The following is a 22,047-nucleotide window of genomic DNA, read 5'->3' on the forward strand; positions in this document are numbered from 1 at the left end:
GACGCGAAGACAAACGCTTTCATTTGCCTGCGTCTATTTGCCTGCGTCCCGCCCCGCAAACTGCATTAAAATTCATCATCGCCAGATATGTGGTGTGAATATCCTCACACTTTGCTCAGGCAAAATCCCCGCAGCATCGCCGTCTACTTATAATGGCGCCGCCTCACAGAAGGCATAACTCATTGATGCTACGGAACAATTACAATGAAAAATATCAACAAAACCCTACTGGCTGCCGCCATCTCCCTCGGGATGCTGGCTGGCTGCAACAGCGACAACGACTCAAAGGCAGCTGATCCCATGGTTCGTTTTGCCACCTTCAACCTCTCTTTTGACCGCACTGCCGCCGGTATGCTGACCGGTGAGCTGGCACTGACCCGCACCGAGCAGGATGCCCTGCTGACCCGCCTCGCCGAAGGGAGCCTGAGCGGCGCTACTGAAACCAAAGCCAAGAACGTGCAGCAGATCCGCAACGTGGCGGAGATCATCCAGCGCACCCGCCCGGATGTATTCCTGCTCAACGAGTTCGACAACGACGGCAAAGGCGAGAGCACCGCCGATCTGAAAGCCTTCAACGACAACTATCTGGCCCACGCCCAGCACGCGGAGGTGACGGCCATCAGCTATCCGGTGATGCAGAACTTCGCCACCAACACCGGCCTGATGAGCGGTTATGACCTCAATCTGGATGGCAATATCAACAACGGCCCCGACGATGCCTGGGGCTTTGGCAACTATCACGGCCAGTACGCCTTTGCGGTGATGTCCAAATATCCCATCGACACCAAGCAGATCCGTACCTTCCAGAACTTCAAGTGGAAGGATATGCCGGGCGAGAAGAACCCCATCATCGATGACTGCAACAATCCCAAGGTCAAGATCCCGGCCAGCCGCCAGTGTGGCGATGCCTGGTATTCAGATGCAGCCTGGCAGCAGTACCCGCTCTCCTCCAAGAATCACGCCGATGTGCCGGTACGGATCAAGACCGAGAAGGGGGAAGAGGTGATCCACTTCCTGATCTCCCACCCGACCCCGCCCATCTTTGCCAACGCGGCACGCCATACCGTCAAGCACAACCGTGCCGAGATCGCCTTCTGGAACGACTACGTCAAGGGTCTCAACTACATGACCGATGACCAGGGCACCAAGGGTGGGCTGGCCAAAAACGCCAAGTTCGTTATCGCCGGGGATCTCAACGCCGATCCGCAAACCGGCGACGGTGACCTGACCGCCATTCAGGCGCTGCTGGACAATGCCCTGATGAATCAAGCCATCACCAATGGCACCCTGATCCCTATCAGCGAAGGGGGCCCGGAGTGTGTCAGCAAGGGGGCCGACTGCAAGCGCAACCTTGATCGCCCCAACCCGGAGCGGATCACCAACAGCAGCGTGCTGCAGCTGGATCACGTCATCCCCTCCGCCAACCTCAATGCGGTCAAGAGCGGCGTCTTCTGGCCTGCCAGCTTCGAGGCCGGTTATCACCTGGTCTATGATGCGAAACTCGGCATCGCCAAGGGAGTCAGTTCGGATCACCGCATGGTCTGGGTCGATCTCAAACTCGATTGAGCCACCCACTGACCGTCAATTCGGGGGCCTCTTGGCCCCTTTTTTGTTGCCGCAATATCGCCACGTCTGTCGCAGGCTCAAGCACCATGCTGAGTAACCAAACAGTTACCGCCCGCCACGGTGGCAGACGATTCGGCAAATCGTGCGCTACGCCACTATTCCGATAACCCTGCCTTGCAAGGGGGTATGGGCTTTGCTAATACTCCGCGTCCATTAAATGACCAACCATTACCGGGGCAACGAGCCGTGGCGTTTGAACAATTCACTCTGGTGATCTCGCTGTTCCAGCAGCTCTGCGTCTATCTGGTGATCGCCTGGCTGCTCTCCAAGACGCCGCTGTTCATGCCGCTGACTCAGGTGACCCTGAGCTGGCCCCACAAGATCCTCTGCTACCTCATCTTCTCCGGCTTCTGCGTCATGGGTACCTACTTTGGCCTGAGGGTCGAGGACTCCATCGCCAATACCCGCGCCATCGGCGCCGTACTGGGGGGCATCGTCGGCGGCCCGGCCGTGGGACTGCTGGTGGGGCTGACCGGCGGCATCCATCGCTATTCGCTGGGGGGCTTTACCGCGCTCGCCTGCACCTTCTCCACCATCGCCGAAGGGCTGCTCGGCGGGCTGGTACACCGCCACTTCGTCGCCCGCCACCGGCTCGATCTGCTGTTCAGCCCCTGGGTGGTTGGGTCGGTGGCCCTGGTCGCCGAGCTGATGCAGATGGGGATCATATTGCTGGTGGCCCGCCCGTATGACGACGCCGTCCACCTTATCGAGAACATCATAGCCCCCATGCTGGTGGCCAATACGCTGGGGGCCGCCATGTTCATGCGGATGATCCTGGATCACCGCGCCATGCTGGAGAAGTACTCGGTTGCCTTCTCCGCCCGCGCCCTCAAGATCGCCGAGCGGGCGATGCGGGTGCTGGACAAGGGCTTCACCCAGGAGGCGTGCCAGCAGATGGCACGCATTCTCTACGAGGAGACAGGGGTGGGTGCGGTGGCCATCACCGATCGGGAGAAGCTGCTCGCCTTTATCGGCATCGGCGAGGATCACCACCTGCCGGGCACCGCCATCAACTCTCAGCACACCTTCAAGGCGATCCAGCACAACGAGGTGGTTTATGCCGACGGCAACCTCATCCCCTACAGCTGCACCCTTCACCCCGGCTGCAAGCTCGGCTCCTCGCTGGTCATTCCGCTGCGGGGGGAAGAGGGCTCGGTGGTGGGCACCATCAAGCTCTACGAGCCCAAGCGCAAGTTCTTCTCCTCCATCAACCGCACCCTGGGAGAGGGGATCGCCCGGTTGCTCTCCGGCCAGATCCTGGCGGGCAAATACAACGAGCAGAAGCGGCTGCTGGCCCAGTCGGAGATCAAGCTGTTGCAGGCGCATATCAACCCGCACTTTCTGTTCAACGCCCTCAACACTCTGTCGGCGGTGATCCGGCGCGATCCCGAGAGCGCCCGCACCCTGGTACATAACCTCTCCACCTTCTTTCGCAAGAACCTCAAGCGCCAAGGGGACGAGGTGACCCTGGCCGACGAGCTGGAGCATGTGAACGCCTATCTGCACATCGAGCAGGCCCGTTTCGCCGAGCACCTGAGCGTGCAGATCGACATTCCCGAGCCGCTGCTGGAGTACCGGCTGCCCACCTTCTCCCTGCAACCCATCGTCGAGAACGCGGTCAAGCACGGCATCTCCCAGATGTTCGAACCCGGCCTGCTGACCCTGACCGCCCGGGTTGAGGCCCAGCGGGTGGTGCTGGAGGTGTGCGACAACGCCGGGCTCTATCAGACGAAGCAGGAGGGGAGCGGCCTTGGCATGCACATAGTGGATCGGCGCATCAAGGCCCGTTACGGCGCCGAATACGGGGTCGCCATCGACTGCGTCCCCCATCAATCAACACGGGTGAGGATCACCCTTCCCCTGCAGGAGAGCCCATGCTGACCGCCCTGATCGTTGACGATGAACCCCTCGCCCGCGAGGAACTGCGCCTGCTGCTGGAGCAGGCGGGCAATATTCGCCTGCTGGGAGAGTGTGCCCACGCCATGGAGGCGCTGCCCGCCATCCATCGCCTCAAACCCGACCTGCTGTTTCTCGACATCCAGATGCCGCGCATCAATGGGCTGGAGCTGGTGAGCATGCTGGACCCGGACTTGCGCCCCCACATCGTCTTCATCACCGCCTATGACGAGTTTGCCCTGCGCGCGTTTGAGGAGAACGCCCTCGACTACCTGCTCAAACCGGTCACTGCAGAGCGGATGAACAAGGCGCTGGAGCGCATCCAGCGGCTACTGTCGCCAAAAGGTGAGCTGGCGGGCCAACCGCTGCCGGATCCGACCCGCATCGCCCACCCCTTGCGCAGCATCCCCTGCACCGGCCATAACCGCATTCTGTTGCTGCCCCTTGGCGAGGTGGAGTTCATCCACAGCGATCTCACCGGCAACCGGGTGATCAGCGGCCAGCAGCAGGGCACCACCGAGCTGACCCTGCGCACCCTGGAAGAGAAAACCGGCTTCGTGCGCTGTCACCGCCAGTACCTGCTCAACCCGGGGCAGATCCGCGAAATCCTGCTGCTGGAGGGCGGGTTGGCGGAGGTGGTGACCCAGGGCGGCCACAAGGTGCCGGTGAGCCGCCGCTACCTCAAACCTCTCAAGGAGCTGCTCGATATTCCCTGATGGTGCGGGCCACTCATCCCGCACCAGCTCTACCAGCGACCACTCACCCGCTGACCACGGCCGTCGGCCCCCCCCGCCAAACCACTCGGGGTCGCTTTTCTGCCACTCGCGGGCAGAACCCGGCCACTGACCTTTTCTTCGCTCCCCTTTCCCCACCGCATGAGTAGAGTGCAGCCTGAGCCCGGCCAGACTGGCCACAGGAAAAGGAAACTCCCCCATGCAACACGCAATCACTTTTGTCATTGCGGCCCTCTGCATCCTCGCCATTGCATATCGCCTCTACGGCGTGTTCTTTGTGCGCAAGGTGCTGCAGGCTGACGACAAACTGGTCACCCCCTCCCACCAGCTGGAAGATGGCAAAAACTATGTGCCGACCAACAAGTGGGTCAACTTCGGTCAACACTTTGCCGCCATCGCCGCCGCCGGCCCGCTGGTTGGCCCGGTTCTGGCGGCCCAGTACGGCTACCTGCCTAGCTTTCTCTGGCTGCTGATCGGCTGCGTCATCGGCGGCGCGGTGCACGACACAGTCGTGCTGTTCGCCTCCATGAAGCATCAGGGCAAGTCCCTCTCCGAGGTGGCCAAGGCCGAACTCGGTCCCATCGCCGGCTGGTGCACGGGCCTGGCGATGCTGTTCATCATCACCATCACCATGGCGGGTCTCTCCATGGTGGTGGTGCACGCGCTGGAGCGTAACGCCTGGGGCGTGTTCGCCGTCTTCATGACCATCCCCATCTCCATGGTGGTGGGAATTTGGCACAAGCTGACCGGCAACCTGCAAGCCGCCTCCTGGGTCGGGTTTGCCGCAGTGCTGGCCTGCGTCTTCTTCGGCCCCTACGTGCAGGAGAGCGCCTTCGGTGCCTGGCTGACCCTGCGTGCCGAGACCATAAGTCTGGCGCTGCCGATCTACGCCTTCTTCGCCACTGCGCTGCCGGTCTGGCTGCTGCTCACCCCGCGCGGCTACATCTCCAGCTTTATGAAGATCGGCGTGTTTGGCGCGCTGGTGATCGGCGTGATCTGCATCAACCCCGAGATCCAGTTCCCCGCCATGACCCAGTTTGTCCACGGCGGCGGCCCGGTACTGGGTGGTCCGGTCTGGCCCTTCATCTCCATCACTATCGCCTGTGGCGCCATCTCCGGCTTCCACGCCTTTATCGGCTCCGGCACCACCCCGAAACTGGTGGACAAGTGGAACGACATCCTGCCGGTCGCCTTCGGTGCCATGCTGGCCGAGTGCGTAGTGGGCGTGATGGCGCTGATCGCCGCCACAGCCCTGCACCCGGCGGACTACTTCGCCATCAACGCCACCCCGGAAGCTTTCGCCAAACTGGGGATGCAGGTGGTGGATCTGCCCTTCCTCTCCCAGGAGATCGGCATGGATCTGAACGGCCGCACCGGTGGCGCCGTCACCCTGGCGGTGGGCATGTCCTACATCTTCACCAAGGTGCCCTGGTTCAGTAACCTCGCCTCCTACTTCTTCCAGTTCGTGGTGATGTTTGAAGCGGTCTTTATCCTGACTGCCGTCGACTCCGGCACCCGGGTCTCCCGCTACCTCATTCAGGACTTCTTCGGCGAGTTCTACCCACCCCTCAAGCGCATCGACTGGATGCCGGGCGCCATCGGGGCCAGCGTGCTCGCCTGCGTCATGTGGGGCTATCTGCTGATGTCCGGCGATATCGGCTCGGTGTGGGCGCTGTTCGGGGTCTCGAACCAGCTGATGGCCTCGGTGGGCCTGATTATCGGTGCCACCATCATCTTGCGACTGGCCAGCAAGCGCCGCTACATGCTGACCTGCCTGATCCCGCTGGCCTACCTGTTCGTCACCGTCAACTACGCCGGTTACTGGATGATGAGCAACGTCTACTTCAACGCCGCGGCCAAGGGTTACAACCCGATGAACGGCATCATCTCCCTCATCATGCTGGTGCTGGGGATGCTGATCCTGCTCTCCGCACTGCGCAAGTGGAGCGAACTGTGGAAGCTGCGCCAGCAGCCCTCCTACAAGGTGGTGGAAGCGACCGCCTCCTGATGGGCTAGTTGCTTTACCCCTGATATGACCCCGCTGCGGCGGGGTCTTTTATTGGCGATGGGTGACGCGTTGGCCACGGCTCATTAATCCACCGTTTGGCATTGAGTTATCCATCCATAGCCGTTGAATGGACCCCCCGATCACAGAACCGCCGCGCCAATGGTGGTAGCATGCCTCCTCTTGCCATCCGGCCGCACGGCGGATCCGGTGGCCCTCCCTCCTCCGCTTTCACTTTTTGAGGACGTATTGATGGAACTGCTTCTGCTTAGCAATGGTAAAGCCAACGAATTTCCGGGGCTGCTCGGCTGGGCCCGCGACCGGGTGCAGAGCCTGCTGGCCCGCAAACCGGTCAAGCGCATTCTGCTCATCCCCTATGCGGTGATCCGCAGCGACTGGGATGCCCGCGCCAACGATCTCACCGAGAGCCTCGGGATCGAGACCATCAGCATTCACCACTTCGACGATCCGGTCGATGCCGTCAATCAGGCCGACGCCATCTTTATCAGCGGCGGCAACACCTGGCGCCTGAATCAGCTGCTGCACGAAAATGGCCTGATCGTGCCGATCCAGCGTGCCGTGCGCGAACGGGGCGTTCCCTATGTGGGCTGGAGCGCCGGTTGCAACGTGGCGACCCCGAGCATCCGCACCACCAACGACATGCCGGTCTGCAACGCCGCCGTGCTGCCAGCGCTGGGCCTGTTCCCGCTGCAGATCAACCCCCACTATCTGGACGCCAGCATCAGCGGCCACATGGGCGAGACCCGCGACGAGCGTCTGGCCGAGTTCTGCGCCATCAACCAGAGCGAATACGTGGTGGCCCTGCGTGAAGCGAGCCTGTTGCAGATCAGCGGCGACACCGTTGAGTACTGGAGCGCCCGCGGTCAGGACTTCAAGATCTTCAAACATGGCCAGGAGCCGCAAGCCTTTATGGACGCGAGCCCCTTGGCCGAGCTGACTCCATTCAAGGTGCGCTGAGCGCCACCGGCAAACGGGTCACTCACTACACCGTAGAAACGAAAGAGGGATGGCTCGGCGCCATCCCTCTTTTTTATCCTTTTCTTTCAGCTGGTTGCAGCCTGATTACTCACCCTGCAGGGTTACCAGCACCTTGCGGGCTCCGCCATCGACGCGATGTTCGCCAAGCCAGATCCCCTGCCAGGTACCGAGCGCCAGCTGACCATCGCGAACTGGTAGTAGCAGGCTCACCCCGAGCAGGGAGGATTTGATGTGAGCGGGCATGTCGTCCGGCCCCTCATAGGTATGGCGATAGTAGGGGGCATCCTCCGGCGCCAACCGGTGCAGATGGGCTTCCATATCGCTGCGCACGCTGGGGTCGCAATTCTCGTTGAGGGTGAGCGAGGCGGAGGTGTGTTGCAGCAGCAAGTGCGCCATGCCGACTCGGTAATCCGCCAGCATCGGCAGCTTGGCCACCAGCTCGTCCGTCACCAGATGAAAGCCCCGCGAACGGGGCTTCAAGGTCAGCAGGCACTGCTGCCACATCAGACGTATTCCATAAAGACGCGGGAGGTGAGCTTGGTGATGAGCTCGTAGGGGATGGTGCCAATCTCGTCGGCCACCCGCTCTACCGGCAGCCCCTCGCCCCACAGCACCGCCTCGTCGCCGGGCTTGTCGGTCGCGCCCGGGCCCAGATCGACCGTGCTCATATCCATGGAGACACGCCCCACCAGCGGCACGATGCGGCCGTTGATCAGCACGGAAGTGCCATTGGGCGCCATGCGCGGATAGCCGTCACCGTAACCGATGGCGATCACCCCGAGCCGGGTATCGCGATCAGACACCCAGTTGGCGCCGTAGCCCACCGGCTCGCCCGCCTTGTGATCCCGCACCGCAATCAGCTGGGTCTTCAAGGTCATCACCGGCTGCAGGTCGTAATCGGCCGCCACCGTGTTGGGGAAGGGCGAGACGCCATAGAGGATGACACCGGGGCGAACCCAGTCGCAGTGGGAGTCCGGCCAGGCCAGAATGCCCGCCGAGTTGGCCATGGCCCGCTCGCCTGCCAGCGGTGCCGTAAGACGGCTGAAGAGATCGATCTGCTCGCGGGTGGTGGGCTGCTCCAGCTCATCTGAGCGGCTGAAGTGGGTCATGATGTTGAACGGCTGCACCACGTTTTTGCACTTGCCGAGTCGATCGATAAAGGCGGGCATCTCGTCGGCACGTACCCCGAGGCGGTGCATGCCGGTGTCGAGCTTGAGCCAGGCCACCACAGGGGCAGGCAGTTCGACCTGCTCCAGCGCTTCGAGCTGCTCCCAGGTGTGAACCGCCGTCTGCAGGTTGTTGGCCGCCAGCACCGGCAGATCGTCGGCAGAGAAGAAGCCCTCCAGCAGCACGATGGGCTTGACCACGGCGCAGGAGCGCAGCATCAGCGCCTCTTCGATGCGGGCCACCGCATAGGCATCCGCATCCACCAGGGTGCGGGCGACCGGCAGCAGTCCGTGGCCATAGGCGTTGGCCTTGACCACAGCGATGATCTTGCAAGCGGGAGCGTGGCGCTTGACCACGGCGAGGTTGTGGCGCAAGGCCGCAGTGTTGATTTGGGCAGTAGCCGCTTTCATGGTTTTCCCTTACGAGGGCACAAATGGTCTCCCCCTCATCGGGCCGAAGACCGCCACTCACTTATCGTCGTCGAAGGCCGGACCGGCATAATTGTCGAACCGGGAAAACAGGCCCTGACGGTTGGCCGCTGTCTGCTTGGGCTATCGGTCAGGGCAGTTGTGGTGATGGCTAATCCCCCATCACCCTGGGTTTACATCAATAGTCGTCATCAAACGCCGGACCGGCATAGTTGTCGAACCGGGAGAACTGACCCTGGAAGGTGAGCCGCACTCTTCCTATCGGGCCATTACGCTGCTTGCCGATGATGATCTCGGCAATCCCCTTGTCCGGGCTGTCATCGTGATAAACCTCATCACGATAGATAAACATGATCAAGTCCGCGTCCTGCTCGATGGAACCCGATTCACGAAGATCCGAGTTGACCGGGCGCTTGTCGGCCCGCTGTTCCAGGCTTCGGTTCAACTGGGAGAGCGCCACCACCGGGCACTGCAACTCTTTCGCCAGCGCCTTGAGGGAGCGGGAAATTTCACCGATCTCCAGGGTACGGTTGTCGGAGAGCGCCGGCACCCGCATCAACTGCAGGTAGTCGATCATGATCATCGAGAGGCCACCGTGCTCACGGGCGATGCGGCGAGCGCGGGAGCGCACGTCGGTCGGGGTAAGGCCGGAGGCGTCATCGATATACATCTTGCCCTTCTCGAGCAGCAGACCCATGGTGGAAGAGAGACGGGCCCAATCCTCGTCGTCGAGCTGACCGGTACGCACCTTGGTCTGGTCGATACGACCGACCGAGGCGAGCATACGCATGATGATCTGCTCGGAGGGCATCTCCAGCGAGAAGATGAGCACCGGCTTGTCGGCGGTGAGGGCCGCGTGCTCGCAGAGGTTCATGGCAAAGGTGGTCTTGCCCATGGAGGGACGGGCCGCCACGATGATCAAGTCCGAACGCTGCAAACCGGCGGTCATCTTGTCGAGATCGCCATAACCGCTCGACACCCCGGTCACCCCGTTATGCGGGGTCTTGAACAGCTCTTCAATCTTGTCGACCGTCTGCTCGAGGATCAGCTTGAGGGGCTGGGGGCCCTCGTTGGCGCTGCTGCGCTGCTCGGCAATCTTGAATACCTTGCTCTCGGCCAGATCGAGCAGATCGCCGGAGGTACGGCCCTGCGGCTCGTAGCCCGCTTCGACTATCTCGTTGGCGACCGAGATCATCTCCCGCACCACCGCCCGCTCGCGCACGATTTCGGCGTAGGCGTTGATGTTGGCAGCACTCGGGGTGTTCTTGGCGATCTCCACCAGATAGGCGAAGCCACCGGACTCCTCCAACTGCTCGGAGCGTTCCAGCTCCTCCTGCAGGGTAATGAGGTCGATGGGGTTGCCCGCGTTGGAGAGGCGGGTCATGGCTTGGAAGATCAGCCGGTGTGGACGGCTGTAGAAATCCTGATCGATCACCCGCTCGGCAACCCGATCCCAGGCATCGTTATCCAGCATCAGGCCGCCCAGTACGGACTGTTCGGCCTCAAAAGAGTGGGGAGGAACTTTCAGCTGTTGTGTCTTGGCGTCTTTTTTCGCCGTCACTTGCTCTGCCATACACATAAAAACCGCAGCGGGAAGGGGACGGGAATTTTACAAAAGAAAGCCAACTACGGCGAGCCCTATCTGGCGGCTCATACCATCATAAAGGGCCAGACCAGGGTCGGCTCACTCTTGTTGCTTTTGATTTTGCTACGCATTTTGCGCTCCTTGCGACTCAATCGTCTGCTTTTCATGCTGTGTACTCCTGCTCTTGACGTCTGATGACCAGACAACTCGTTCATGAATAATTCATGCCAACAGTGATATTGATGAATACAAGCTGCGACACATTTAGGGACAGGCAGCCTGCCATGCGCCTTGCTGAGCTTGCCAAAGCGGAGCATGCCCCACCCACAGACGAGAGTGAAAAGAGTCAAAATGAAAAAGATGCTGACCCTGTTTGCCGTGATCCTGGCCATTGGCCTGGGGGCACCTCACGCCGAAGCCAAGAAGTTTGGCGGCGGCAAATCCTTTGGTAAAAGTTACAAAACTGCGCCGGCCCAGCCTGCGGCCAAACCGGTCGACACCAAGAACCCGGCACTGGGTGCCCAGACTGCGCCGAAAAAGAGCGGCATGATGGGTGGCCTGCTGGGCGGCCTGCTGGCCGGTGGCCTGTTTGCCTACCTGCTGGGCAGCGGTGCCTTTGAAGGCCTGCAAGGAATGGACTTCCTGCTGATCGCCCTGCTGGCGCTGGGTGCCGTCTTCCTGCTGCGTGCCATGCGCCGGGGCAAGGTCGCGACGCCACAGCCACAACAGGCGGCCTATGCGGGCTATCAGCCACCGCAATCCGCTGCCCCGCAGCAGTTCGAACAGAGCCACAGCGCACCGCAAGCCACCGGCTTTGCCGACAGCGACGTGCCGTTCCGCCTGCCGCCAGGCTTTGACATGAACAGCTTCCTGGCCGGTGCCCGCGATCACTATCGCACCCTGCAAGATGCGTGGAACAAGAACGATCTGGAAAAGGTGCGCGAGTACGTCAGCCCGGAACTGTTCGAACAGCTCAAAGCCGAGCGTGCCGAACTGACTGGCGACCAGCACACCGAAGTGATGTACGTCGATACCCAGCTGGTACGCGCCGACTACGGCAGCGACTGGGCTCAGGTGAGCGTACGCTTCAGCGGCCGCTATATGGACCGCCAGGAGCAGGTCGAAGAAGATATCAAAGAGGTGTGGCACCTCGAGCGCGATCTGGCCAAGAACAATGCCCCTTGGCATATCGTCGGTATCGAGCAACTGTAAGGCTTCACGCCAATCAGTGAATCACTAGGCAATAGCCAGTCAGTTAAGTCTGACTGGCTATTTTTTTATAGGGCACAACGAGACCAAATAGAGGCTGGCGCTGGCTCGTCATAACTGTTGGGGCGTGAAGTAACATTGTCATATTGTGCTGATGATGACACCGATTTGGTAACCCGTTTACAGATGACGTTTGCACATAGAGCCAAAAACACATCGCGGAACCGAGAGGGAATAATGTTGAGCATTAAGCAAAAATAAGCAGCCCTGTTAGCTTGGGAAAAGCCGCGAGCCTATTTGACAGACATAAAAAATCCGAAGCCAGAACAACCGGCTTCGGATTTTATCATCCAAGGAGGAGCAATTAATGAGCATTAATTGCTCGGTATGACTCCTATGGCAGATTTTTTATCATCGGCATGGCCGTGATCAGTGGTGATGGCCCTTGCCACCACAACCGCCGCCACCGCAGCAGCCGCCTTTACCCTGACCATCAGCATGGTCGTCAGCGTGGTCGTGGCCATGATCGTGACCGTGGCCAGCACCACCACAGCAACCGCCCTGGTCGTGATCGTCATCATGGTCGTGACCATGACCGCCACAGCAACCGCCGTGATCGTGGTCATGACCGTGGTCGTGACCGCAACCACCTGCACCGTGAACGTGGCCGTGAGCCAGCTCTTCGGCAGTGGCAGCGCGCACGTCCTTGATCTCGACCTTGAAGCCCAGGGTCACGCCAGCCAGCGGATGGTTGCCATCCACTTTGACGAACTCCTCGGACACTTCAACCACGGTCACCGGACGGTGGCCATCGTCGGTCTCAGCCACAAAAGTATCCCCTTCGGAGACTTCCATGCCGTCGAACAGCTCGCCCGGTACTTCTTGCACCAGCGTCTCGTCATATTCGCCGTAGGCCTGGCTCGGCGCCAGTGTCACTTCGAAGGCTTCACCTACCGCGCGACCTTCCAGCTCGGCTTCCAGGCCAGAGACCAGGTAACGGGTGCCGTGCAGATAGACCAGCGGCTCTTTGCCGACAGTGCTGTCGATGACTTCACCGTGCTCGTCGGTGACTGTGTATTCCAGCGTAACCACGCTCAGAGGAGCTACTTTCATGTCAGGATCCTGCGGATAGAAAAAAACGGGCTCAGAATACCCTAAAAAGCGGGCCGCGCATATGCCGTGCGGCGCCACCGGGTGACGAAAAAAACGGCAACAGCGTCAGCGAGGAGACCCGCATCGCACCAGCCATTGACTCATCAGGGACGAAACACCCCGATCACCTCTTCCGTCTCGCGAGTCTGCTTGTCGACCTCGGCAGGCGTTTGCACCTGGGTGTCGCCACAGGCGACGCAGGTCACCTTCTCGACTCCATGCTCCAGATACAGCATCATGTTGTCCAATTTGCCGCACGCTGGGCAGACAGCACCGGCAATGAAGCGTTTTTTACGTCTGGTTTCCATATTTGTTACCTCCAGGCAGCATCATATCAGGGTTTTTACATGCATCACGCCATCGAGTATCACCATTTTTCCTGCCAGGGCCTGCACGCCGGCAACCGCAAACGGACCCCGGTCGGGCAGCTGTTGCGGATCACCCGGGGCGCCGCGCTGCTGAGACTGGGCCAGCATGAGCTGTTATTGCCTGCAGGCAGCAGCTTCTGGCTCTGCGCCGATGCCCTCGCAGCCTTCAGCCCCCTCAGCGGTTGCGATTACGATCAGCTGAATGTCTCCCTGCGCCTTGATCAGCCGCAGCAGGCTGGCTGGCTAGAGGCCACGCCGCTGCTCGATGCCCTGCTCGATTCGCAGGCCCGGTGGCAGCGACCACAAGAGTGGCAAGGGGTTTACGGTCAGCGACTGCAGGTAATCCTGGATGAATTGCAAGAGTGCGCCATCAGCCAGCAGGGATACCGTGATCTGCAAACTCGCTGGCAAGCCCTGGCCAGTGGCCAGCCAGAGTCTCTGCAACAGTGGGCACAACAGGCCGAACCGCCTGTAGAAGGCCTTGCTCTGCAACAGCAGTGGCAACTGCTGCAGGCGCTCAGATTGCTGAAGGGCGGCAGCAAACCCGTACAGGTGGCCAGCAAGCTGGGCTATGCCAATGAGGCCGCGCTGCAAGCTGCATGTCAGCAGTGGGGCGTTAGCGGGGATGATGGCCTGTAGCCGATTGTCAGCGTGATAACGCCAAGAAAGTCGGTGAAACGAGTCCAGTTTTTTGCCAGATGGTCGCTAACAAGGGAGGGCCATTCCCCCCGTAATCCTTTATGCTAGAGGCCTGAAGTGACTGCCAACGTTTCGACCAACAGGACATCTGCCATGACGAGCAAAGCCAATCAATCCCAAGGCATGTTGCTGTTTCACCTTTCAGCCAAACAATCCTTTGCCATCGGCACCCTCAAGGTGAAGGAGATAGTGCCCTACACCCAGCTGACGGCAATGCCGCACTCGCACCCGACCGTGCTGGGAGCCGCCAATATGCGCGGTTCCACCATTCCGGTGATCGACATGGCGATGGCGGTGGGCTATCGCCCCATCAGCAAGGAGGAGATGCCCCACTGCTTCATCATCATCACCGACTGCCGCCGTACTCTGGTGGGTTTTCTGGTGCGGGGCATCGACAAGATCACCGAATGCAACTGGCGCGATATCGAGTCACCGCCCGCCGCCCTCGGCCAAAATGTTTTCGTCACCGGTGTGACCCGGGTCAATGACCAGTTGATCCAGCTGCTGGATGTGGAGCTGATCCTCTCCCGGGTCTATCCGGATGACCCGAGCCACCTCTATCCGGTACTGACCGATGTGCAGCGCGAACGGATCAAGCCGATGCGGATCCTGCTGGTCGATGACTCCTCGGTCGCCCGCCGTCAGCTGATGGCGGCGCTGGACTACATCAATATCCCCTATGAAGTCCGCTCCAACGGCAAGGATGCATTGGCCCTGATGCAGGAGCGGGCGAGCCAGAAGACCCCTATCGACATTCTGGTGAGCGATATCGAGATGCCGGGGCTCGATGGCTACGAGCTGGCCTTCGAGGTGCAGAGCGACAGCAAACTGGCGGGGGCCTACATCATCCTGCACACCTCGCTCTCCAGCGAGATCAGCGTGGAGCGGGCCCATCAGGTGGGTGCCCACGAGGCACTGACCAAGTTCGAGGCCAACGAGCTGATCCAGGCCATGCTGCGCGGTGCCGAACATCACGATCGCCTGCTGAAATAAGCCAATGACTGGCGGGAGGTGCACACCTCCCACCCTCCTTATCTTCGACCCAGACCGACTGACCCCATGCTGACCGAGAGCCACTTTCACGCCCCCTGGTGGGCCCGCAATCCTCATCTGCAGACCATATTGCCCAAATGGCTGCGCCGCACCCCTGCCCGCTTTGTGGCGGAGCGGTTTGAACTGCAGGATGGGGACTTTGTCGACCTCGCCTGGAGCGGTGAGGTCAGCGTTGACGAGCGGCCACTGGTGGTGGTGTTTCACGGGCTGGAGGGGAGCATTCACTCCCACTATGCCAAGGGATTGTTCGCCCATCTGCAGCAAGAGGGCAGAGAAGCGGTGCTGATGCACTTTCGCGGTTGCAGCGGCGAGCCCAATCGCCATCTGCAGGCCTATCACTCCGGCGCCATCGGTGATGCGCAAGAGGTGATTGCCGCGCTGAGCCTGCGCTTCCCGGGCAAACCGCTGATCGCCATCGGCTTCTCGCTCGGCGGCAATATGCTGGTCAACCTGCTGGCGCGGGCCTGCCCTGCGGCACTGAAGGCTGCGGTGGTGGTATCGGCTCCGCTGCAACTGGCGAGCTGCGCCGAGCGGGTCAATCAGGGTTTCTCGAAGGTCTATCAGAACTATCTGCTGCGCACCATGCGCCGTAACCTGCTCAGCAAGATCAGCCACCAGCAGCAAGCGAGCGAACGCTGGCAACCCAGACAAGTGGAGCAGATTGCCACCCTGCGTGATTTTGACGAACTGGTCACCGCGCCGCTGCACGGCTTTCACAGCGCCAGCCACTACTACCAGAGCTGCTCCGGCCTGCCGCTGCTGCGCCAGATCCCGATCCCGACCCTGGTCATCCACGCCGCCGACGATCCCTTTATGTCACACGCCGTCATTCCCCGGCCGGAGCAGCTCTCGCCCAAGGTGCGCTATGAGCTGAGCCAGCGCGGCGGCCATGTCGGCTTTCTGCACGGCACACCCTGGCGGCCAAAGTTCTGGCTGGACGAGCGGATCAGTCGCTGGCTGGATGAGTGTCTGCAGGGGCGATTCGATAGCAGTTGCGCCCCTCGGCCTTAGCCCGATAGAGCGCCTCATCTGCACGGGCGATGACCCGGTCGAGAGATTCACCGCTTTTCCACAAGGCGATCCCCTGACTCACGGTGACATGGGCAGCCACGCTGGACTCGGCGTGGGGCAACGCCTGACGCGCCAATGCCGCCGCCACACGCTGGGCCACCGTCTCGGCGATGGCCAGCGTGGCCTTGGGCAACAACAGCACAAACTCCTCACCGCCGTAACGGGCCACCAGATCTCCCTGATTACGCACCACCTCACGCAAGCATCCGGCAACGCTCACCAGCACCTCGTCGCCCCGTTGATGGCCATAGCAATCGTTAAGTTTCTTGAAAAAATCCACATCGAGCAGGATCACCGCGAAGGAGTGCTCCTGCAGCATCGCCTGTTTGATCGCCAGCTCCCCCACCTGATTGAAGTAGCGGCGATTGGCCAACCCGGTCAGCGGATCCTGCTTGGCCTGACCATCAAGCTGACGGGCCAGCGCCAGATTTTCGTACTCTCTGGCCACCGCCAGCACAAACCACTCATAGAGCATGCGCCGTCCCGTCTCCAGCAACAGCGCCAACCCGATCACCAGCAATAAATGCATGAGCATAAAGGGGACCTCTACCGTCAGCGGTTCGATCAGCAGATAAAACCAGGGTGGAGCCATGAAGCAGTAACAGAGACTCTTTTCGCAATAGAGGGCGATCAGGGAGGTCATCAGAAGCAGGCTGAGGGACATGAAGGCGAGACTGAATCCTCCCCTCACCTCGGTGACCGCGGTGGCATAGCCCACCAGTGCCCAGCTGGTTCCCCAAAACAACGCATAGATCTGCAATATACGCAGCCACTCTCGACCCGGCTTATGCAGCAACCACCAACGCAGCAGAGGATAAAAAAGGTTGCAGGCCATCATGGCCCATAGCTGCCACTCGTAGCGCCATGGCAACCGGTTATCCATGATCAGTTCGGCATGCTGGTACACATAAAAACGAACCAGCAGCAGTAAACCGCCAAGCAGATTGGCCACCCAGAACCAGCGGATCCCCTGACTCAGAGCCTGACGGCGAATGTTCCAGAGATGATCGTCAAAGTCGGCCGCTTGTGGGCGTAAACCGGCAAAAAACATCTCAGCCCCTACCCAAAATCATATAAACACCTTGCGCTTGCTGGTCACAGATAGACAATAACGGCATTCTGGCTATGACGGCTTTAATCATGATCATTCCCTGGCAAGAACTGGACGGCGACACCCTGACCAACCTGATCGAACACTTTGTGTTACAGGAAGGAACCGAGTACGGGGAGCAGGATGTGCCGCTCGGCGTCAAAGTAGACGCAGTGAAAACGCAATTACAGCAAGGCAAGGCAGTCATCGTCTATAGCGAGCTGCACGAATCGGTGAATATCGTCATGAAAGATCGCTTCGTCGAACCGTCTTGACCAAACCGAAATTCTGACCTTATAACGGAACTCCCAAGGAAGAGAGAATCCCATGTCGGCCAAGCACCCCATTATTGCCGTTACCGGTTCATCCGGTGCCGGCACCTCCACCTCGACCAACGCCTTTCGCTCCATGTTCCATCAACTGGGATATACCGCGGCGGTGGTGGAAGGTGACAGTTTTCACCGCTACACCCGACCGGAAATGGATGTAGCGATCCGCAAGGCGCGCGAACAGGGGCGCCACATCAGCTATTTTGGCCCGGAGGCCAATGACTTCGGCCTGCTGGAGAGCTTTTTCCAGGGCTATGGCCAGGATGGCAATGGCCAGTATCGCCGTTACCTGCACAGCTTTGACGAGGCGGTGCCCTTCAACCAGATGCCCGGCACCTTCACCCCCTGGCAGCATCTGCCCAGCAATACCGATCTGCTGTTTTATGAAGGGCTGCACGGCGGCGTGGTCACCGAGGATCACAATGTGGCGCGCCACGTGGATTTTCTGATAGGCGTAGTGCCCATAGTCAACCTGGAGTGGATCCAGAAGCTCATTCGCGATACCTCGGAGCGGGGCCATTCGCGCGAGGCGGTGACCGACTCCATCGTTCGCTCCATGGATGACTACATCAACTTCATCACCCCGCAGTTTTCCCGCACCCATATCAACTTCCAGCGGGTGCCAACGGTGGACACCTCCAACCCCTTCAGTGCCAAGGTGATCCCGAGTCTGGACGAGAGTATGCTGGTGATCCGGTTTCGCGGTATCAAGCAGGTGGATTTTCCCTACCTGCTGTCGATGATCGATGGCTCATTCATGTCGCGGATGAACACCATAGTAGTGCCGGGTGGCAAGATGGGTTTTGCGATGGAGCTGATCCTGCGCCCGCTCATCCAGCAATTGCTCGAAACCGGCAAAATAACCTGATTCAAAGGAGTTCACGATGCGGCTTGCTTATCTCTCTGTGGCTCTGCTCGCCCTGCTGGGCGGTTGCAGCAGCGGGCCGGCGGCCCCCACGCTGGAGTCCGGCACCATGCTGGTACGCCCGCTTGGCAACTGGATCTATGGCGCGACCCCGCGCTACGCCCTGGCCGAGCAGTATCAATTCGCCGGTGAGCTGGCGGAAGGGTGGCTGGAGCCGATGCAGCAGGCGGTGAGCCGGGAGCTCAATGGCAAGGGGTGGCAAAGCGCACCGCTCGACGAGGCTGATCTGTGGGTCGCCATCGGCGTCGCAGGCGGCAAGGATATCAGCGACGGCGAGATTTTCGCGCGCCTCGGCATGACGCCGGGGGTCTATGCCTCGGCCAACGAGCGCAAAGGTTCGCTGGCTATCGTACTGCTCGATCGCAAAACCCAGAAAGCGGTCTGGAGCAGCATCATCCAGCTGACCAGCGATGTGAGCATTGCCGACAGCCAGCGCCAGGCGCTCAGCCAACAGCTCGCGGCCGAACTGCTTCATAGCGTCCCGACCAACTAACGCTTGTTTAGCGATAATGGATAGATAGAAAAACAGCTTGCCTCCCGGCAAGCCGTTTTTTTGTGCTCTCAGGTCTTGACCCAATCTGACCCTGGCCAGATTGGGGGACACAGCCGCACACCTTCAGACCTGTGCAGCCACTTATTTGAGGGTGCAGGTCAGCAGGGTCACCCCTTTCTGGGTGAGCAGCCCTTGCTTGTCCTGATTCCAGAAGGTGGTCACACCGTCTGAATATTTGGCGCCGGACTCAGCCTCGACGCGGCCCAGCTTGTGGTAAACCCCGGCATAGGGGAACTGCACCATGTCAGCCTGGGCATCATAGGTAATGGCCAGCATCTCTTCGCCACACTGGTACTGGCTGTATTGATACTGGGTAGGCTGTGGACTGCTGCAAGCAGCCAGACCCAGCAGGGGAAGCAGAGCGATCAATTTTTTCATTGCACTTTCCTTATGTGGTGGCCTTATGTAATGACCTTGCGCCGTGGCCTGAGGTGATGGCCTTATGGCAGTGGTTCAACGAAACAATCGTCAGTTATCAAGCTTCAACAATTTGATAACTATGGGTAATTTGTACCGCTTTTTCCAACATCAGGGAAACAGAACAATATTTTTCCATCGACAGATCCACCGCTCTGGCTACCTGCTTCTCTGCCAATCCCTTGCCTGTCACCACGAAGTGCAGATTAATCTTCTCGAAAACCCGCGGCACGCTATCGACCCGCTCGCCACTGACATCGACATGACATGCAGTCACCGACTGGCGCGCTTTCTCGAGGATAGAGACCACATCGATAGAGCTGCAGCCGCCGACTGCCAGCAGGATCATCTCCATCGGGCTGGCGCCCTCACCGGGGTTGGCGCCATCCAGAATCACCTTGTGACCGGATTCACTCTCACCCACAAACTTCATTCCTTCCACCCAGCTGACCCTGGCTTTCATCTCACGCGTCCTCAGTTGTTGTCGCCATAGTATGATCTGCCTAGCATACCCCAGCCATCGGACTAGCGGCATATCTCGATGCGCAGACCCGGCGGGGAGGCGACTGTCGGGATGGAAATAGATCAAAATCAACATCTCCGAGCGCTATCTTCCCTAGAATGGCCGCAGCGGCGCAGCAGGCATTACTCAAAGGGCTCTTTCAAAAGCCCGCAAAGCCTTGTCAGCACAGGCAAAGGCTCTTATCCTACTGCGACCAATACAAGGAATGGCAAGATTGGCAACTTGCCCGGACGCACAAGTCCATAAAAAGACACTACAGAGGAATTCTCATGGTCATTGGCAAACCGCAAAGCGATCCCACCCTGGAATGGTTCTTGTCGCACTGCCACATTCATAAGTATCCCGCCAAGAGCACCCTGATCCATGCGGGTGAAAAAGCGGAGACCCTCTACTACATCGTCAAGGGCACGGTGGCCGTCTTGATCAAGGACGATGAGGGCAAAGAGATGATCCTCTCCTATCTCAACCAGGGCGACTTCCTGGGCGAGATGGGGATGTTCGAAGAGAACGAGAATCCCGAGCGCTCCGCCTGGGTTCGCGCCAAAGGATCCTGCGAAGTCGCAGAGATCTCCTACAAGAAGTTCCGCCAGCTGATCCAGGTCAACCCGGACATTCTGCTGCGCCTCTCTGGCCAGATGGCCAAGCGCCTGCAGCACACCAGCCAGAAAGTGGGTAACCTCGCCTTCCTGGATGTGACCGGCCGGATCGCCCAGACCCTGCTCAACCTGGCCAAACAGCCGGATGCCATGACCCACCCGGATGGCATGCAGATCAAGATCACCCGCCAGGAGATCGGCCAGATCGTCGGCTGCTCCCGTGAAACCGTGGGCCGCATCCTCAAGATGCTGGAAGAGCAGGAGCTCATCTCTGCTCACGGCAAGACCATTGTGGTATTTGGCACTCGCTGATGACCCGTCCACGGGCCTGACAGAGGCCTTGGGATAAAAAAGGCTGCTACGGCAGCCTTTTTTGATCCCCTCCCCTATAATCCCGAACGCCCTTCCTGTTTCGGCGTTCGCCAAGAGAGTTTCTATGCACCTTCAATGTCCCCGTTGCCGCAGCCCGCTCCATCTTCATGAAGCCTCCCAGGGCCGCTATTGCGACAACAAGCATCACTTCGATCCGGCACCGGAAGGTTATCTGGATCTCATCCCCGGCAAGAAGAATCCCAAAGACAGCGACAGCCGCGCCCTGATGCGCGCCAAGCACCACTTTCTGGAAGCTGGCCACCAACTGCCGCTGGTCGAAGCCATGGCCGCCCTGCTCTCTCCGCTGGCCCCGCAAGAGCTGATCCATCTCGGGTGCGGTGAAGGCTACTACTGCCGTGCGCTGGCAGAGCGTCTGCCCGGCTGGCAATTTGCTGGTGTTGATATCGCCAAGAACACCATCTTTGCCGCCAAAAAAGCGCAGCCGGACGGCCAATTTATCATTGCCGACCCCGCCCGCGCGCCGCTGCAACCGGGCTCGGCTCAGGTGCTGCTGGTCAACGATCTCAAGGTAAGAAGCGAATTGCTGGCGGAGTGGCTGGCCCCCGGTGGCTATCTGCTCTATCTGCAGCCGGGCCCCCGTCATCAGTGGCAACTGCGGGTCAGCCTCAACCCGGTGAGCATGGAACATCCCCTCAGCTGGCCGACCCTCGGTGGCCTCAATCAGGTGGCCCAACAACGCTGTCAGTTCAGCCTCAGCATGGATCACGCCATGCGCAGCTTTATTCTGGAGACCAGCCGCCTCGGCTGGCGCGCCACCGGTGAGCAGCGTCACGCTTTCGCTCAACAGGGCCCGGATGAGCTGGAACAGGATCTGCTGCTGACCCTGTGGCAAAAACCGCTCTGATAGTGTTCAAAACGGCAGTGTTTTATACAAACACTGCCGTTTTTCTGTCTGCAGTTAAAAACTAATCACTTGATTCTGAACAACAAAAATACCAATCACCCGCCCGCCCCAATAATGACAATAAAGTCATCAACAAGTAACCCGCCGCTGATTCAGCTCCAGTCAAGGTTAACCGCTCTACCTTGTCCCCATCGGTTCAATCCCGATCAAACTAACAAAGACCGGAACAGGTCCAAGTGTTTACATCAGAGGAATAAAGCATATGAAGAAGTCTGCACTGACTATTGCCATCTCCAGCCTGCTGCTGGTGCGTATTCCCACGCATGGCGATCGCTCAATAACATTCATGCCGATCACTCAATAACATCCATGCCGATCGCCCAAT

General features: G+C 59.8%; 22 protein-coding genes. 14 read left to right on the plus strand and 8 right to left on the minus strand.

The genetic code is table 11. The annotated features are described in order from the left end of the window. Window positions 1–204 precede the first annotated feature (204 nt). The 5 genes from OKC40_RS11080 to pepE all read left to right on the plus strand — a co-directional run bounded on the left by OKC40_RS11080 (window position 205) and on the right by pepE (window position 7,239). Window positions 205–1,566: an endonuclease/exonuclease/phosphatase family protein gene (locus OKC40_RS11080; RefSeq protein WP_270795229.1), complete on the plus strand. Its 1,362-nt coding sequence runs from the start codon at window positions 205–207 to the stop codon at window positions 1,564–1,566. A gap of 246 nt (window positions 1,567–1,812) precedes the next feature. After that, entirely contained in the window at window positions 1,813–3,507 is a 1,695-nt protein-coding gene (locus OKC40_RS11085; protein ID WP_270795230.1) for a sensor histidine kinase, read from the plus strand. Then, window positions 3,501–4,238: a two-component system response regulator BtsR gene (btsR, locus tag OKC40_RS11090; protein ID WP_270795232.1), complete on the plus strand. Its 738-nt coding sequence runs from the start codon at window positions 3,501–3,503 to the stop codon at window positions 4,236–4,238. Before OKC40_RS11085 ends, btsR begins: the two co-directional genes overlap by 7 nt. A gap of 217 nt (window positions 4,239–4,455) precedes the next feature. Next, the gene (locus OKC40_RS11095) at window positions 4,456–6,264 is read left to right on the plus strand and encodes a carbon starvation CstA family protein (protein ID WP_033114626.1); all 1,809 of its coding nucleotides are present in this window, start codon (window positions 4,456–4,458) and stop codon (window positions 6,262–6,264) included. 249 nt (window positions 6,265–6,513) lie between these two features. Further along, complete coding sequence (pepE, locus tag OKC40_RS11100; protein WP_270795234.1) at window positions 6,514–7,239, plus strand: dipeptidase PepE; 726 nt, start codon at window positions 6,514–6,516, stop codon at window positions 7,237–7,239. Between the two features lie 105 nt (window positions 7,240–7,344). Here pepE and OKC40_RS11105 read toward each other — a convergent pair whose 3' ends face one another. From OKC40_RS11105 to dnaB, 3 genes are all read right to left on the minus strand, one after another. Then, entirely contained in the window at window positions 7,345–7,764 is a 420-nt protein-coding gene (locus OKC40_RS11105) for a secondary thiamine-phosphate synthase enzyme YjbQ (protein WP_043820871.1), read from the minus strand. After that, window positions 7,764–8,837, minus strand: coding sequence for an alanine racemase (alr, locus tag OKC40_RS11110; RefSeq protein WP_270795235.1), 1,074 nt, complete (start codon window positions 8,835–8,837; stop codon window positions 7,764–7,766). The genes OKC40_RS11105 and alr overlap by 1 nt, the downstream gene beginning before the upstream one ends. Before the next feature lie 196 nt (window positions 8,838–9,033). Continuing rightward, a complete protein-coding gene (gene dnaB, locus OKC40_RS11115) occupies window positions 9,034–10,428 on the minus strand; it encodes a replicative DNA helicase (protein WP_033136212.1) in 1,395 nt (464 codons plus the stop codon). Between the two features lie 363 nt (window positions 10,429–10,791). Between dnaB and OKC40_RS11120 the strand changes: the two genes are divergently transcribed. Further along, the gene (locus OKC40_RS11120) at window positions 10,792–11,652 is read left to right on the plus strand and encodes a Tim44 domain-containing protein (RefSeq protein WP_270795237.1); all 861 of its coding nucleotides are present in this window, start codon (window positions 10,792–10,794) and stop codon (window positions 11,650–11,652) included. A 426-nt stretch (window positions 11,653–12,078) separates the two neighbouring features. On the opposite strand, the gene slyD is transcribed toward OKC40_RS11120, so the two are convergent. Beyond that, entirely contained in the window at window positions 12,079–12,762 is a 684-nt protein-coding gene (gene slyD, locus OKC40_RS11125; RefSeq protein WP_270795239.1) for a peptidylprolyl isomerase, read from the minus strand. 143 nt (window positions 12,763–12,905) lie between these two features. Then, window positions 12,906–13,109: a YheV family putative zinc ribbon protein gene (locus OKC40_RS11130; RefSeq protein WP_270795241.1), complete on the minus strand. Its 204-nt coding sequence runs from the start codon at window positions 13,107–13,109 to the stop codon at window positions 12,906–12,908. 39 nt (window positions 13,110–13,148) lie between these two features. On the opposite strand from OKC40_RS11130, the gene OKC40_RS11135 reads away from it, so the two are divergent. The 3 genes from OKC40_RS11135 to OKC40_RS11145 all read left to right on the plus strand — a co-directional run bounded on the left by OKC40_RS11135 (window position 13,149) and on the right by OKC40_RS11145 (window position 15,932). Continuing rightward, window positions 13,149–13,808, plus strand: a complete 660-nt coding sequence (locus OKC40_RS11135; protein ID WP_270795242.1) for a hypothetical protein — start codon at window positions 13,149–13,151, stop codon at window positions 13,806–13,808. 153 nt (window positions 13,809–13,961) lie between these two features. After that, window positions 13,962–14,861 (plus strand): chemotaxis protein, encoded by a 900-nt coding sequence (locus OKC40_RS11140; protein WP_270795245.1) that lies wholly within the window; start codon window positions 13,962–13,964, stop codon window positions 14,859–14,861. A gap of 66 nt (window positions 14,862–14,927) precedes the next feature. Next, window positions 14,928–15,932, plus strand: coding sequence for a hydrolase (locus tag OKC40_RS11145; RefSeq protein WP_270795246.1), 1,005 nt, complete (start codon window positions 14,928–14,930; stop codon window positions 15,930–15,932). On the opposite strand, the gene OKC40_RS11150 is transcribed toward OKC40_RS11145, so the two are convergent. Further along, complete coding sequence (locus tag OKC40_RS11150; RefSeq protein WP_270795247.1) at window positions 15,868–17,043, minus strand: GGDEF domain-containing protein; 1,176 nt, start codon at window positions 17,041–17,043, stop codon at window positions 15,868–15,870. The two genes, OKC40_RS11145 and OKC40_RS11150, sit on opposite strands and share 65 nt — an antisense overlap. Before the next feature lie 89 nt (window positions 17,044–17,132). Here OKC40_RS11150 and OKC40_RS11155 point away from each other — a divergent pair, with 89 nt between their 5' ends. The 3 genes from OKC40_RS11155 to OKC40_RS11165 are packed head-to-tail and all read left to right on the plus strand — an operon-like array spanning window position 17,133 to window position 18,829. Continuing rightward, complete coding sequence (locus OKC40_RS11155; RefSeq protein ID WP_058052994.1) at window positions 17,133–17,357, plus strand: YheU family protein; 225 nt, start codon at window positions 17,133–17,135, stop codon at window positions 17,355–17,357. 52 nt (window positions 17,358–17,409) lie between these two features. Next, entirely contained in the window at window positions 17,410–18,279 is an 870-nt protein-coding gene (locus OKC40_RS11160; protein WP_042658487.1) for a phosphoribulokinase, read from the plus strand. A gap of 16 nt (window positions 18,280–18,295) precedes the next feature. Continuing rightward, window positions 18,296–18,829: a DUF4136 domain-containing protein gene (locus OKC40_RS11165; RefSeq protein WP_047437062.1), complete on the plus strand. Its 534-nt coding sequence runs from the start codon at window positions 18,296–18,298 to the stop codon at window positions 18,827–18,829. A gap of 141 nt (window positions 18,830–18,970) precedes the next feature. Here OKC40_RS11165 and OKC40_RS11170 read toward each other — a convergent pair whose 3' ends face one another. Together OKC40_RS11170 and OKC40_RS11175 are read right to left on the minus strand one after the other, a co-directional pair. Further along, the gene (locus OKC40_RS11170; protein ID WP_042060888.1) at window positions 18,971–19,267 is read right to left on the minus strand and encodes an MliC family protein; all 297 of its coding nucleotides are present in this window, start codon (window positions 19,265–19,267) and stop codon (window positions 18,971–18,973) included. Between the two features lie 97 nt (window positions 19,268–19,364). Continuing rightward, the gene (locus OKC40_RS11175; RefSeq protein WP_058053021.1) at window positions 19,365–19,769 is read right to left on the minus strand and encodes an OsmC family protein; all 405 of its coding nucleotides are present in this window, start codon (window positions 19,767–19,769) and stop codon (window positions 19,365–19,367) included. A gap of 329 nt (window positions 19,770–20,098) precedes the next feature. On the opposite strand from OKC40_RS11175, the gene crp reads away from it, so the two are divergent. Together crp and OKC40_RS11185 are read left to right on the plus strand one after the other, a co-directional pair. Next, entirely contained in the window at window positions 20,099–20,737 is a 639-nt protein-coding gene (crp, locus tag OKC40_RS11180) for a cAMP-activated global transcriptional regulator CRP (protein ID WP_033135974.1), read from the plus strand. Between the two features lie 124 nt (window positions 20,738–20,861). Then, window positions 20,862–21,662, plus strand: a complete 801-nt coding sequence (locus tag OKC40_RS11185) for a putative RNA methyltransferase (RefSeq protein ID WP_270795253.1) — start codon at window positions 20,862–20,864, stop codon at window positions 21,660–21,662. Window positions 21,663–22,047: the final 385 nt, after the last annotated feature.

Origin of the sequence: Aeromonas sp. QDB11 (assembly GCF_027705265.1) — a bacterium.
In the GTDB taxonomy this organism is placed as follows: Bacteria; Pseudomonadota; Gammaproteobacteria; order Enterobacterales; family Aeromonadaceae; genus Aeromonas; species Aeromonas allosaccharophila.

Coding starts and splice junctions, on each gene's coding strand:
- OKC40_RS11080 (WP_270795229.1), top strand. CDS start 205: ATGAAAAATATCAACAAAACCCTACTGGCTGCCGCCATCTCCCTCGGG.
- btsR (WP_270795232.1), top strand. CDS start 3,501: ATGCTGACCGCCCTGATCGTTGACGATGAACCCCTCGCCCGCGAGGAA.
- OKC40_RS11095 (WP_033114626.1), top strand. CDS start 4,456: ATGCAACACGCAATCACTTTTGTCATTGCGGCCCTCTGCATCCTCGCC.
- pepE (WP_270795234.1), top strand. CDS start 6,514: ATGGAACTGCTTCTGCTTAGCAATGGTAAAGCCAACGAATTTCCGGGG.
- OKC40_RS11105 (WP_043820871.1), bottom strand. CDS start 7,764: ATGTGGCAGCAGTGCCTGCTGACCTTGAAGCCCCGTTCGCGGGGCTTT.
- alr (WP_270795235.1), bottom strand. CDS start 8,837: ATGAAAGCGGCTACTGCCCAAATCAACACTGCGGCCTTGCGCCACAAC.
- dnaB (WP_033136212.1), bottom strand. CDS start 10,428: ATGGCAGAGCAAGTGACGGCGAAAAAAGACGCCAAGACACAACAGCTG.
- OKC40_RS11120 (WP_270795237.1), top strand. CDS start 10,792: ATGAAAAAGATGCTGACCCTGTTTGCCGTGATCCTGGCCATTGGCCTG.
- slyD (WP_270795239.1), bottom strand. CDS start 12,762: ATGAAAGTAGCTCCTCTGAGCGTGGTTACGCTGGAATACACAGTCACC.
- OKC40_RS11130 (WP_270795241.1), bottom strand. CDS start 13,109: ATGGAAACCAGACGTAAAAAACGCTTCATTGCCGGTGCTGTCTGCCCA.
- OKC40_RS11135 (WP_270795242.1), top strand. CDS start 13,149: ATGCATCACGCCATCGAGTATCACCATTTTTCCTGCCAGGGCCTGCAC.
- OKC40_RS11140 (WP_270795245.1), top strand. CDS start 13,962: ATGACGAGCAAAGCCAATCAATCCCAAGGCATGTTGCTGTTTCACCTT.
- OKC40_RS11145 (WP_270795246.1), top strand. CDS start 14,928: ATGCTGACCGAGAGCCACTTTCACGCCCCCTGGTGGGCCCGCAATCCT.
- OKC40_RS11150 (WP_270795247.1), bottom strand. CDS start 17,043: ATGTTTTTTGCCGGTTTACGCCCACAAGCGGCCGACTTTGACGATCAT.
- OKC40_RS11155 (WP_058052994.1), top strand. CDS start 17,133: ATGATCATTCCCTGGCAAGAACTGGACGGCGACACCCTGACCAACCTG.
- OKC40_RS11160 (WP_042658487.1), top strand. CDS start 17,410: ATGTCGGCCAAGCACCCCATTATTGCCGTTACCGGTTCATCCGGTGCC.
- OKC40_RS11165 (WP_047437062.1), top strand. CDS start 18,296: ATGCGGCTTGCTTATCTCTCTGTGGCTCTGCTCGCCCTGCTGGGCGGT.
- OKC40_RS11170 (WP_042060888.1), bottom strand. CDS start 19,267: ATGAAAAAATTGATCGCTCTGCTTCCCCTGCTGGGTCTGGCTGCTTGC.
- OKC40_RS11175 (WP_058053021.1), bottom strand. CDS start 19,769: ATGAAAGCCAGGGTCAGCTGGGTGGAAGGAATGAAGTTTGTGGGTGAG.
- crp (WP_033135974.1), top strand. CDS start 20,099: ATGGTCATTGGCAAACCGCAAAGCGATCCCACCCTGGAATGGTTCTTG.
- OKC40_RS11185 (WP_270795253.1), top strand. CDS start 20,862: ATGCACCTTCAATGTCCCCGTTGCCGCAGCCCGCTCCATCTTCATGAA.